Origin of the sequence: Streptomyces xantholiticus, from assembly GCF_014651015.1 — a bacterium.
Taxonomy (GTDB): Bacteria; Actinomycetota; Actinomycetes; order Streptomycetales; family Streptomycetaceae; genus Streptomyces; species Streptomyces xantholiticus.
Genome location: NZ_BMWB01000003.1, coordinates 1 through 12,305 on the forward strand (window position 1 = coordinate 1; position 12,305 = coordinate 12,305).

The 12,305-nt window shown below is 71.6% G+C and carries 10 protein-coding genes; 5 read left to right on the forward strand and 5 right to left on the reverse strand.

The genetic code is table 11. The annotated features are described in order from the left end of the window. Positions 1-337: 337 nt before the first annotated feature. Both IE198_RS06670 and IE198_RS06675 read right to left on the reverse strand, forming a co-directional pair. Entirely contained in the window at positions 338-1,009 is a 672-nt protein-coding gene (locus IE198_RS06670) for an O-methyltransferase (protein WP_189883735.1), read from the reverse strand. Positions 1,010-1,025: 16 nt separating this feature from the next. Then, positions 1,026-2,132 (reverse strand): DUF2330 domain-containing protein, encoded by a 1,107-nt coding sequence (locus IE198_RS06675; RefSeq protein ID WP_189883737.1) that lies wholly within the window; start codon positions 2,130-2,132, stop codon positions 1,026-1,028. Between the two features lie 231 nt (positions 2,133-2,363). Between IE198_RS06675 and IE198_RS06680 the strand changes: the two genes are divergently transcribed. Further along, the gene (locus tag IE198_RS06680) at positions 2,364-4,418 is read left to right on the forward strand and encodes a bifunctional glycosyltransferase 87/phosphatase PAP2 family protein (RefSeq protein WP_373299788.1); all 2,055 of its coding nucleotides are present in this window, start codon (positions 2,364-2,366) and stop codon (positions 4,416-4,418) included. 100 nt (positions 4,419-4,518) lie between these two features. Here the strand turns inward: IE198_RS06680 and IE198_RS06685 are convergent, their stop codons facing one another. Beyond that, positions 4,519-5,763 carry a cytochrome P450 gene (locus IE198_RS06685; protein ID WP_189883741.1) on the reverse strand — a complete coding sequence of 415 codons (1,245 nt, stop codon included), beginning with the start codon at positions 5,761-5,763 and terminating at the stop codon, positions 4,519-4,521. 262 nt (positions 5,764-6,025) lie between these two features. Here IE198_RS06685 and IE198_RS06690 point away from each other — a divergent pair, with 262 nt between their 5' ends. After that, the gene (locus IE198_RS06690; RefSeq protein ID WP_189883749.1) at positions 6,026-7,195 is read left to right on the forward strand and encodes a steroid 3-ketoacyl-CoA thiolase; all 1,170 of its coding nucleotides are present in this window, start codon (positions 6,026-6,028) and stop codon (positions 7,193-7,195) included. Between the two features lie 93 nt (positions 7,196-7,288). On the opposite strand, the gene IE198_RS06695 is transcribed toward IE198_RS06690, so the two are convergent. After that, complete coding sequence (locus IE198_RS06695; protein ID WP_189883751.1) at positions 7,289-8,344, reverse strand: Strvi_7410 family MBL fold metallo-hydrolase; 1,056 nt, start codon at positions 8,342-8,344, stop codon at positions 7,289-7,291. An 80-nt stretch (positions 8,345-8,424) separates the two neighbouring features. On the opposite strand from IE198_RS06695, the gene IE198_RS06700 reads away from it, so the two are divergent. Both IE198_RS06700 and IE198_RS06705 read left to right on the forward strand, forming a co-directional pair. Then, on the forward strand, positions 8,425-9,885 hold the full coding sequence (locus IE198_RS06700) for an aldehyde dehydrogenase (RefSeq protein WP_189883753.1): 1,461 nt from the start codon (positions 8,425-8,427) through the stop codon (positions 9,883-9,885). Further along, the gene (locus tag IE198_RS06705; protein ID WP_189883755.1) at positions 9,885-10,118 is read left to right on the forward strand and encodes a ferredoxin; all 234 of its coding nucleotides are present in this window, start codon (positions 9,885-9,887) and stop codon (positions 10,116-10,118) included. The genes IE198_RS06700 and IE198_RS06705 overlap by 1 nt, the downstream gene beginning before the upstream one ends. On the opposite strand, the gene IE198_RS06710 is transcribed toward IE198_RS06705, so the two are convergent. After that, the gene (locus IE198_RS06710) at positions 10,115-10,789 is read right to left on the reverse strand and encodes a TetR family transcriptional regulator (protein ID WP_189883757.1); all 675 of its coding nucleotides are present in this window, start codon (positions 10,787-10,789) and stop codon (positions 10,115-10,117) included. The genes IE198_RS06705 and IE198_RS06710 overlap by 4 nt on opposite strands. 179 nt (positions 10,790-10,968) lie before the next feature. Between IE198_RS06710 and IE198_RS06715 the strand changes: the two genes are divergently transcribed. Next, a complete protein-coding gene (locus tag IE198_RS06715) occupies positions 10,969-12,294 on the forward strand; it encodes a glycosyltransferase family 4 protein (RefSeq protein ID WP_189883759.1) in 1,326 nt (441 codons plus the stop codon). Positions 12,295-12,305: the final 11 nt, after the last annotated feature.

Here is a 12,305-nt window from a genome sequence, read left to right on the forward strand (position 1 = left end):
GGGCAAAAGTCATGCCGGGCCCGGAGGCCAGCGGCCCTCTTGCAGGACCGCGGAAAACATAACGGGGCTCCGCCCCCGCACCCCCGCGCCCCGCTCGTCGGCGGGGCCGGAGTTGTCTCCGAGCCCCCTGCGCCGCGGCCGCCGGCGGGGTGGAGGGGGCCGGTGTTGTCGGGGCTCCGCCCCCGCGCCCCGCCCGTCGGCGGGGCCGGAGTTGTCTCCGGGCCCCCACCCCAGTTGCCGACGGGGATTGGGTTGCCCCGGTCCTGCCGCGGTCGCCGCGGGGCTCGGGTCGTACCCGGCCCCGCGCCTCAGCGCCGGCGGGCTCGGGGCCGGCCCGTCAGGCAATCACCCGTGCCACCAACATCCCGTCGTACCCCTTCACCCCCACCGTCTGCACCGCCGTCGCCTCCAGCCGCGCCTCGCCCGCCACGAGCTCGAACATCTCGCGCGTCCCGACGATCGACGGGTCCTCGCTCGAGCCGTCGACGACGGCCCCGCCCCGCACCACGTTGTCGACGATGATCACGCTGCCCGGGCGCGTGAGGCGCAGGGCCCACTCCACGTAGCGCGCGTTGTTGCGCTTGTCCGCGTCGATGAAGACCAGGTCGAAGGGGCCCGCGCCCGGTTCCGCCGCGATGCGCGGCAGGGTGTCGAGGGCCGCGCCCGTGCGGACCTCGACGACCTTGTCCAGGCCGGCCCGCGCGATGTTCGCACGGGCGACCTCCGCGTGGGCCGGGTCGTACTCGAGCGAGATCAGCCGGCCGTCCGCAGGCAGCGCCCGCGCCAGCCAGATCGTGCTGTAACCGCCGAGCGTGCCGATCTCCAGCGCCGTGCGCGCGCCTTGCACACGCGCCAACAGATGCAGCAGCTTGCCCTGGTTGGGTGCCACGTTGATCCGCGGCAGCCCCGCCGCGTCGCTCGCGGCGAGCGCTTCGGCCAGAGCGTCGTCCTCGGGGACGAGGAGATCGCCGATGTAGCCGTCCACCGCCTGCCATTGATCCTGAGTCATACCTTCCAACCTACGTTCACGCAGCCGTCTGCGGCAGCGGAGTGCGCCGCCGCCGGAGCCCCACGATCAGGGCGGCGACGACCACCGGCACGCCTGCGACCACCAGCAGCCACACCGGTACGCCGCCCACCGTCAGCAGGTCGTCGTCCCACACCACCCGCTGAAAGAGTGTGTCCTCGGGGGCCGCCACCAGTTCGTGGTCGCCGTCGATCCGGCCCGGGTCGGGAAAGTGCTGGTCGAGCACGGTGAGGAAGCGTTCCTCCCCGCCGGTGAGGCGGCCCACCGCGCCCTGCGGCTCGACCTTCCCCGCGTACGTCACCTCGGGCTCGGAGCCGCCGATGGTGCCGCGCGGTTCCATCCGGTGCTCCGCGAGCACGAAGAGGCCCAGAGACTGGGGCGTCGTCGCGCGCCGGGACAGCCGCATCGGATAGACCAGCGTGTCGCTCGCGAAGCTCAGCCGCAGCGGGTCGAGGGTGCCGTCGAGCACCTTGCCCTTCCCGGCCGGCACCAGCCTTACGGCCACGTACTCCCAGCCCTGGTCGACGTACGGGCCAAGGTCCTCGCTGAGTCCTTCCGGCATTTCGAAGCCGTTCGCGTCCAGCCAGTCGCCCAGCGCGCCCGGGTCGGTCGCCGTCAGCCGGGCCACGTCGAAGTCGCCGAGCCTCTCCCGGCCGACGACACCGACCCCGGAGCCGTCCGCGGCGCCGGGCGCCGGGGCCGCCCCGGCAACGCCGTCCACGTGGTCGAAGGGCCAGTCGCCGCCCCGCGGCCAGAAGTAGTGGCGCGTACGGTGCACGGGGGCGGCGACCCGCACCAGTTCGTCGAAGACCGCGGCGTCGGCGAGTTCAACGGTGGCCCGCCCGGGCACCGGCATGATCCAGGCGGCTTCCGGCGCGTCCGAGTCGACGGTGAAGCGCATGACGATCTGCTCAGTGCGGCCGTCCCAGTCGACCACCGAGGTCTCCCGGTGGACGGAGATCTCGGTGTTCGGGTCCACCACCATCGCCCCGCAGCCGCAGGCGTAGGCCGGGTTGATCAGCGCCCCGATCTGCAGCATGAGTACCGCCAGCGCCACCGCGATCAGGCGCGCGCGTGACCCGAGTTCTTGTATGTTCCCCCGCATGCCCTCTGTGACGGCACCGATACACCAGCGGTTCCCGCCCGGACGGATTCGTTCCGCGACGACCGGGACGACAGGTTTCGGCCGACGGACGTGGACGAACGGGGTGACGGTCAGGCAAACAGGCGGTTGCCCGGGTCTTCCCCATGGGGCGGTGCGACGCTCAACGGACGCCCTGTGGACACCAGAACCGCACACAACAGGACCAATGACGGTGGGGAGGCTCGGCGCGACGTGGCGAACGCGGAACACAGCCCGCGCAGCGGTGCGACGGCGAGGGCGGGGGCCGTGGGGACATCAACGGCGGATGCGAGGATCGGCGCGGCCAGGGCCGCGCTGTGGCTCTTCGCCATCGTCCTCGCCGTACGGCAGGCGGCGGCCGTCCTGACCCTGCCGCCTGCTGAGCGGTTCACCGACCTGGGTACCTGGATCGGCGAGAACGGCGTCCTGCACGTCCCCGGCTCCCTCTACGACGAGGGCAGGTTCACCGGCACACCGTTCGCCGGGCTGGTGCTCAGACCGCTGGCCACTTCCGCCGAGCAAAGCCTCGGCGTCGCCTGGACCTTCGGCACTCTGCTCCTCGTGGTACTGCTCGGCCTGGTCGCTGCCCGCGCCCTGCCGATCCCCGTCTCCCGGCGCAGCGCCCTGCTGGCCGCGCCCGTCGCCATCAGCCTGCTGATGCTGTCGCTCCCCGTCCGCAACAGCTTCCACCTCGGCCAGACCAGCGTCATCCCGGTCCTGCTCGTCCTCCTCGGCTGCCTCGCCGTGCGCGGGGAGAGACCGGCGGGCCTTCTCATCGGCATCGGCGCGGCCCTCCAGCCGACTGTTCTGCTCTTCGCTCCGCTGCTGTGGCTCACCGGCCGCCGCCAGGCCGCCGTCACGTCGGCGGGCGCCTTCGCCGCGCTCTCCGCGCTCGCCTGGGCCGCGATGCCCGGCGACTCGTGGACGTACTGGGTGCACCATGTCGCGGGGGCCGGGCTCGGCGAGAGCCCCGACAGCCTCGCCAACCAGTCCCTGCACGGTGCGCTGCTGCGCTTCGGCCTGCAGGGCCCGCTCGAGATCGCCGTCCATCTGCCGCTCGCGGCGGTCGTCGTCCTCCTCGGGCTGCGCCGGGCCGTCCGCCACGCCCACGACGGTCAGTTGCTGCTCGCCGTCGCCCTCACCGGCTGCGTCGCCGTCGCCGTCTCACCGACCGCCTGGCAGCACCAGCTCCTGTGGGTGCTGCTCGCCGTCGTCGGCCGTGTCGGCAAGCGGGCCTGCGACCGGATGCTGTGGCCCGTGCTCGTCGTCCTCGCGATCACGCTGCCGGGCAAGATGCTGCTGCCCGACATCACGGTCCTGCACCCGGTCCGGGACAACGTGCTCCTCATCGCCGCGCTTGCGGCGGCCTGCGCGGTGCCGTTCCTGCCGCTCAGCTCGCCGCACTTCCGCCGCCCCCGGCCGACCGAGTACGCCGAACCGGTCCCCGCCCGCTGGGCCCGCGTACCGCTGCTGCCGTTCTGGCGGCGCGTCCTCAGCCGCCCGAACCTTCTGCTCGAACTGCTGGTGATACGGGTCGGCTACTCCGTCTACTCCCACATCCGCGCCGCCGCCACCGGCAGCGTGGACGCGGCGGAGGAACACGGTCGGCAGATCCACTCCCTCGAGGGCACCCTCGGCATCGACATCGAGCACTGGGTCAACCAGGCGGTCGTGAAGACGGAGTGGGCCGAGGCCTTCTTCAACTTCTATTACACGTCGTTCCACTTCGTGGTCCCGCTCTCCGTCCTCGGCGTCCTCTACGTCCGTCGGCCCTCCGACTACCGCTGGGCCCGCTCGTCCCTCGCCTTTGCGACACTGCTCGCGCTCCTCGGCTTCTGGCTCTACCCGCTGGCCCCGCCGCGGCTGATGCCCGGCATGGGCTTCGTCGACACCGTGCACGGCCCGCAGGACCTCGCGAACCCGGAATACGGCGCGATGACGGCCGTCACCAACCAGTACGCGGCGATGCCGTCCCTGCACTTCGGCTGGTCGCTGTGGTGCGGTCTCGTGGTCGTGATGCTCGCGCCCAAGCTGTGGGTGAAGCTGCTGGGGCTGCTGCACCCGCTGTTCACGGTCTGCGCGATCGTCGCCACCGCCAACCACTGGGTCCTCGACGCGGCGGGCGGCGCGGCAGTCGTCGGCGCGGGCTTCGGGCTCACTTACGCACTGGCAGGGCGCAGGCGACTGCTGGTCCCGGCTGGGTCGGTGCCGGCGGCGAGGTCCGCCGAGGCGGTCGACGAGAAGAAGACCGCCGCCGCACGTGCGTGAACCCCGGGGGTGCGGGCCGTGCGGTCCGCACCCCCGGGGGTGCATCCTCGCGTTCAGCCATGGTCCGCCAGGTCGGAGCTCTTCGCCACTTGGGCGACGGTCACCCGGTCGTCACCCGGAGTTCCTTGATGCCGTTGAGCCAGGCCGAGCGCAGGCGACGGGGATCGCCGGCCAGGCGCAGGTCCGGGAGGGCGTCGGCCATCGCGTCGAAGATCAGGTCGATCTCCATGACCGCCAGGGACTTGCCGAGGCAGAAGTGCGGGCCACCGCCGCCGAAGCCGAGGTGGGGGTTGGGGTCGCGGGTGATGTCGAAGCGTTCGGGGTGGTCGAAGACGGTGGGGTCGTTGTTGGCGGAGGAGTAGAAGAGGCCTACCCTGTCGCCCTTCTTGATGCGGGCGCCGCCGAGGACCACGTCCTGGGTTGCGGTGCGCTGGAAGGAGACGACCGGGGTCGCCCAGCGTACGATCTCCTCGGCCGCCGTGTCGGGGCGCAGCCGCTTGTAGAGCTCCCACTGCTCGGGGTGGGTGAGGAACGCGTGCATGCCGTGGCTGATCGCATTGCGGGTGGTCTCGTTCCCGGCCACCGCCAGCAGGATGACGAAGAAGCCGAACTCGTCGGGGGACAGGTTGCCTTCGCCCTCCGCCGCGACCAGTCGGCTGACGATGTCCTGGGCCGGGCACTCCTTGCGGGCCGCCGCGAGGTTCATCGCGTACGAGACGATCTCCATCGCCGCCTCGGTGCCGACCTCCTCCGTGATGGCGTACTCGGGGTCGTCGTAAGCGGCCATCTTGTTGGACCAGTCGAAGATCTTCGAGCGGTCCTCCTGGGGGACGCCGATGAGTTCGGCGATTGCCTGGAGCGGGAGTTCGACCGCGATGTCGGTGACGAAGTCGAAGCTGCCGTCCGGTTTCGCGCCTGCCACCGCCGTCTCGACGATCGAGCGGGCGCGGCGGCGCAGCGCGGCCTCCAGGGAGCGCACCGCGCGCGGGGTGAAGCCGCGTTGGACGATCTGGCGGACCCGGGTGTGCTCGGGCGGGTCCATGTTGAGCATGATCAGCTTCTGGACCTCGATCTGGTCGCGGCTGATGGACTCGTTGAAGCGGATGACGGCGGTGTTGGTGTTCGACGAGAAGAGCTCGGGGTGCGTGGAGACGTGCCTGACGTCCGCGTGCCGGGTGACGGCCCAGTAGCCCTCGTCGTCGAAGCCGGAGATGCCGGCCGGCTGTTCGCACCACCAGACGGGTGCGGTGCGCCGCATCTCGGCGAACTCCGGGTGAGGGACGCGGGCCTGGAGGAGGTCGGGGTCCGTGAAGTCGAACCCTTGGGGCAGATGGGGGCAGGACATCGGCAGCTCCCGCTTCGGCGTCGACCTGATGGACCATCAGGATGGGCCGAAGGTAGTAACGAGTTCTACAAGTGGCAAGGCTCACGGCCCGAACTGTTGCCTGCGAAGGTGCCAGCAAGTGGCGTGCAAGACCCTTGCGTACCGGCGGTAGCACTCATAAGACTTCCTGCGGAACTAGAACGCGTACTAGTTCGAGAGTCTCCCAGAGTTCGGCCCGTATGGGCGCCGGGACGCCCGTACGGCCGCCAGAGAGGACGAGCTCATGGCCGCGGAACCCGTCATCGTCGAAGCCGTACGCACCCCCATCGGCAAGCGCGGAGGGCTGCTCGCCAACCTCCACCCCGCCTACCTGCTGGGCGAGACCTACCGTGAACTCCTCGGCCGCACCGGCATCCACGCCGACTGCGTCGAACAGATCGTCGGCGGCACGGTCACCCACGCCGGCGAGCAGTCCATGAACCCGGCACGCACCGCCTGGCTGACGGTCGGGCTGCCGTACGAGACGGCCGCGACGACCGTGGACTGCCAGTGCGGTTCCTCGCAGCAGGCGAGCCACATGGTCGCCAACATGATCTCGGCCGGTGTCATCGACGTCGGTATCAGCTGCGGTGTCGAGGCCATGTCGCGGGTGCCGCTCGGCAGCGGGTCCAAGAACGGGCCGGGCAAGCCGTTCCCCGACGAGTGGAACGTCGACCTGCCCAACCAGTTCGAGGCCGCCGAGCGCATCGCGCGCCGCCGCGGGCTGACGCGGGAGGACGCTGACGGGCTCGGGCTGCTGTCCCAGCAGCGGGCGGCGATCGCGTGGAGCGAGGAGCGCTTCAAGCGCGAGACGTACGCCGTGCAGGTGCCGACGACGGAGGAGGAGCAGACCGCGGGGCAGGGGATGTGGCGTCTCGTCGAACGGGACGAAGGGCTGCGCGACACGTCCGCGGAGGCGCTCGCGGGGCTGAAACCGGTCATGCCGACGGCGATCCACACCGCCGGCAACTCGTCACAGATCTCGGACGGCGCGGCGGCCGTCATGTGGGCGTCCAAGCGCATGGCGCGGGCGCTGCGGCTCAGGCCCCGCGCCCGTATCGTCGCGCAGGCGCTCGTCGGCGCGGACCCGCACTACCACCTGGACGGCCCGATCGACGCGACGCGGGCGGTGCTCGGCAGGGCGGGCATGTCGCTGGGGGACATCGACCTGGTCGAGATCAACGAGGCGTTCGCGTCCGTGGTGCTGAGCTGGGCGCAGGTCTTCGACCAGGACCTGGAAAAGGTCAACGTCAACGGCGGCGGGATAGCACTCGGGCACCCGGTCGGTGCGACGGGTGCCCGGCTCATCACGACGGCGCTCCATGAACTGGAGCGCCGGGACAAGGAGTTCGCGCTGATCGCGATGTGCGCGGGAGGCGCGCAGGCGACGGGCACGATCATCCAGCGAATCTAGGGATCCAGGGGTCCAGGGATCTGGGGACCGGGGCCGGCCGGTACTGGTTCGCGGGCCTGCCGCCGGGGCCACTGCCCCGCGTCGCGGCGCTGGTCACACGGCAACGTACCGGGCGGGCTCCCCGCCGGGCGTCACCTCCGCGCGGCCCAGCTTCACCAGCCGTCGCAGATGGGACTCCGCCTCGGAGACCGCGATGGTGCGCGAGCCGTACGGGATCTGTTCCCAGGGCCTGTTCCACTCCATCCGTTCGGCGACCTGCCACGGTGTGAGCGGCTCGGCCAGCAGGGCCAGCAGCCCGGCGAGGCGCTGCTCGTGGTGGGCGAGCAGCTCCCGTACCCGCTCGGCGGCGCCTGTGAAGGCGTGCTGGTGGGCGGGGAGGACCTCGGCGGGGGCGAGGCGGCCGACGCGTTCCAGGGAGTCGAGGTAGTCGCCGAGGGGGTCGGTCATGGTGGTGTCGTCGGGATCCTCGTAGAGGCCGATGTGGGGGGTGATGCCGGGCAGCAGATGGTCGCCGGAGAAGAGGCGGCCGTTGCCGGGGCTGCCCGCCGGGTGGGTCTCCTCCAGGTGGAGGCAGGTATGGCCGGGGGTGTGGCCGGGCGTCCATACGGCCCGCAGCCTGCGGCCCGCCAGGTCGAGCAGTTCGCCTGGGACGATCTCCCGGTCGGGAACGGCGGGGCGCAGTCCGGGCAGTTGGCCGGTACCGCCCGCGGCGCGCAGCGGGGCGATGTGTGCCTCGGGTGCCCCGGCGCGCTCGAGTTTGCCGGCGAGGTAGTCGAGCCACAGGCGCGGTTCCGCCTCGCGGGTGCGGCGTACGACGGTGGCGTCGGCCGGGTGCATGGCGATCCACGCGCCGGACGCCTCGCGGACCCGGCCGGACAGGCCGTGGTGGTCGGGGTGGTGGTGGGTGATGACGATGCCGTGGATCTCGGCGACCGAGGTACCGCAGGCGGCCAGGCCGGCCGAGAGGGCGTCCCAGGCGGTGGGGTCGTCCCAGCCGGTGTCGACAAGGACCGGGCCGCGGCCGGTGTCGAGCAGATGGACCAGGGTGTGGCCGAGCGGGTTGTCCGGGATCGGGACGCGCAGGGAGTGAACGCCGCCGCCGTGGTCGCGCACGCGCGGAGCCGAGGCGTCGTCTGTGGCCGGAGTCATGCCCATTGCCCCCCATAACCAGAACTGATATCAGTTCTGAAACTGTGTCAGATAGTGTGCCCCGGCGGGAGGCAGCAGTCATGACCGAGCTCGTGGAACACGGAGAACTGTTCATCGGCGGCGAGTTGACGGCCCCTCTCGGCACGGACGTGATCGAGGTGATCTCCCCGCACAGCGAGCAGGTCGTCGGCCGCGTCCCGCACGCCTCACGGGCGGACGTCGACCGCGCGGTGGCCGCCGCGCGCCGGGCGTTCGACGAAGGGCCCTGGCCGCGGGCGACGCTCGCCGAGCGGATCGAGGTCGTCACCCGGATCAAGGACGCGATCTCCGTACGGCACGACGAGATCGCCCGGTCCATCAGCTCGCAGAACGGCTCCCCGTACGCGTGGAGCGTCCTCGCGCAGGCGCTCGGCGCGATGATGGTGTGGGACTCGGCGATCGCCGTCGCCCGGGACTTCACGTACGAGGAGCAGCGCACCGGCGTCCTCGGCCCGATCCTGGTACGGCGGGAGCCGGTGGGTGTCGTCGCGGCCGTCGTGCCGTGGAACGTGCCCCAGTTCACCGCCGCCGCCAAGCTCGGGCCCGCGCTGCTCGCGGGCTGCTGCGTGGTCCTCAAGCCGTCGCCGGAGACGCCCCTCGACTCGTACATCCTCGGTGAGATCGTGCGCGAGGCAGGGCTGCCGGAGGGAGTGCTGTCGATCCTGCCGGCGGGCCGGGAGGTCAGCGAATACCTGGTCGGGCACCCCGGGGTGGACAAGGTCTCCTTCACCGGCTCCGTCGAGGCCGGTCGCCGGGTCATGGAGGTCGCCGCGCGCCGTCTCACCCGTGTGACGCTGGAGCTGGGCGGCAAGTCGGCGGCCGTGATCCTGCCGGACGCCGACCTCGCCACCGCCGTCGCCGGGATCGTCCCTGCCGCCTGGATGAACAACGGCCAGGCCTGCGTGGCCCAGACCCGTATCCTCGCGCCGCGCAGTCGCTACGACGAGATCGCGGAGGCCTTCGCGGCCGCGGCCTCCGCGCTGGTCGTCGGCGACCCGCTCGACGCGGCAACCCAGGTCGGCCCGCTGGTCGCCGAGCGCCAGCAGCGGCGTTCCCTCGACTACATCCGCATCGGCCAGGAGGAGGGCGCCAAGATCCTGTGCGGCGGCGGCCGCCCGGCCGGCCTGGAGCGCGGCTGGTACGTCGAGCCGACGCTCTTCGGAGGCGTCGACAACTCCATGCGCATCGCCCGCGAGGAGATCTTCGGCCCGGTGATCTGTCTGCTGCCGTACGGCGAGGAGGACGAGGCCGCCGCGATCGCGAACGACTCCGACTACGGACTGAGCGGCAGCGTGTGGACCTCCGACGTGGAGCACGGGATCGACTTCGCGCGCCGCGTGCGGACCGGCACGTACAACGTCAACACCTTCAGCCTCGACATGCTCGGCCCCTTCGGCGGCTACAAGAACAGCGGCATGGGCCGGGAGTTCGGCCCCGAGGGGTACGGCGAGTACTTCGAGCACAAGATGATCCACCTGCCCGCCGGACACGGGGGCAACTGATGGGAGACCGCTGGCGCATCGAGGTGGACCGCAGCCTGTGCATCGGCTCCGGCATGTGTGTGGGCCACGCCCCCGACGGCTTCGACCTCGACTCGGCCCGCCAGTCGCATCCGCGGACCGCGACGGCCGGAGCATGCGAGAAACTGCTCGCGGCGGCGGAGAACTGTCCGGTGGAGGCGATCGCACTGACTCTGGCGGACAGCGGCGAGGCGGTCTTCCCCCCGGAGGACTAGGAGTCCTGACGCCCGACGTCGGCCCGGCCTCGCCGTCCCGGCGGCGTCGCCGGCCCCTCCGGCTCATGGGTCGTCAGGTCGATCAGGCGGCAGACCGTCTCGATGTCGATCTTCACCTGTGCGATCGACGCACGCCCCGACAGCCAGGTGATCAGCGCCGAGTGCCAGGTGTGCTCGATCACCCGGACCGCCGAGAGCTGCTCCGGCGTCGGGCGTTCGAGGCCCATCGCGTCCAGGATGATCGCCGTCGTCTGCCGCGAGACCGTGTCCACCTCCGGGCTCACGCTGCGGTCCGCGAAGGTCAGCGCCCGCACCATCGCGTCCGCGAGGTGCGGCTCCCGCTGCAGGGCGCGGAAGGCCCGCATCAGCGTCTCCGCGACCCGCTCCGCCGCGCTGTCGCCGCCCGGCGGGCGTTTGCGCAGCGTGGTGTGCATGTGCTGCAACTGGTCCTGCATGGTGGCCACCAGCAGATGGATCTTGGAGGGGAAGTAGCGGTAGAGCGTGCCGAGCGCGACGTTCGACGACTCGGCGACCTCACGCATCTGCACCGCGTCGAACCCGCCCCGGCTCGCGAGCTGAGCGCTCGCGTGGAGAATGCGCCGGCGGCGCGCCTCCTGCCGTTCGGTGAGGGGCGGCGTCGCGGGGATCGCCGGCCCGCCTTCCGCTGTCATCAGTCCCGTGGTCCGTTCCTTCTGCGGGCCCGCCGTGGCGGGAATCACCTGATCCGCCGGTCACAGTTGCGCTACCGACCGGTAGATTCGAAGCTCCTTGAACGATCAAGTCTGAAACTTGTTCTAGATTAGCGCGACCGATTACGCTCCGCAGAAACGCAGTGAGAAGGGGGCCCCGGGTGACCGCAGAGGCCATAGAGGCCGGCCCCCGCGCGGGCACGTCCGGCACGTCCGGCGGCGGTGGTGACGCTCCGCTGCGGATCGCGCTCCTGACCTACAAGGGGAACCCCTTCTGCGGCGGCCAGGGCGTCTATGTGCGCCATCTGTCACGTGAACTCGCCCGCCTCGGCCACCACGTCGAGGTGATAGGGGCCCAGCCCTACCCGGTCCTCGACGAGGGCGTGCCGCTCACCGAGCTGGCCAGCCTCGACCTGTACCGCAGCCCCGACCCGTTCCGCTCGCCGAAGCGCGACGAGTACCGCGACTGGATCGACGCGCTCGAGGTCGCCACCATGTGGACCGGAGGCTTCCCCGAGCCGCTGACCTTCTCGCTCCGCGCCCGTCGCCATCTGCGCGCCCGCCGCGGCGAGTTCGACGTCGTCCACGACAACCAGACCCTCGGCTACGGCCTCCTCGGCGACATCGGCGCGCCGCTCGTCACCACGATCCACCACCCGATCACCGTCGACCGGCAACTCGACATCGACGCCGCCACCGACTGGAAGCGCCGCGCCTCCGTACGCCGCTGGTACGGCTTCACCCGCATGCAGAAGCGCGTCGCCCGCCGGCTGCCGTCCGTCCTCACCGTCTCCGGCTCCTCGCAGCAGGAGATCGTGGACCACCTCGGCGTACGGCGCGACCGTGTCCATGTCGTCCACGTCGGCGCCGACACCGACCTCTTCTCGCCCGACCCGTCGGTCGCCGAGGTCCCCGGCCGGATCGTCACCACCTCCAGCGCCGACGTCCCCCTCAAGGGCCTCGTCCACCTCGTCGAAGCGCTCGCCAAACTCCGCACCGAGAACCCGGACGCCCACCTCGTCGTCGTCGGCAAGCGCGCCGAGGACGGCCCCGTGGCGCAGCTCATCGAACGCTATGGGCTGAAGGACGCGGTCGAGTTCGTCAAGGGCATCACCGACGCAGAACTCGTCGACCTCGTGCGCAGCGCCCGGGTCGCCTGCGTGCCCTCCCTCTACGAAGGCTTCTCACTGCCCGCCGCCGAGGCCATGGCCACCGGCACCCCGCTGGTCGCCACCACGGGCGGCGCGATCCCCGAAGTCGCGGGCCCCGACGGCGAGACGTGCCTGGCCGTGCCGCCCGGCGACGCGGACGCCCTCGCCGCCGCCCTGCGCCGGCTCCTCGACGACGCGGACCTGCGGGCCCGCCTCGGGGACGCGGGCCGGGCACGGGTGCTGGCGCGCTTCACCTGGAAGCAGGCCGCGATCGGCACCGCCGAGCGCTACCGCGAGGCGATCGCCGCGACCCCTGCTTCGGTACGTACCTCCTGAGACCACCCTTC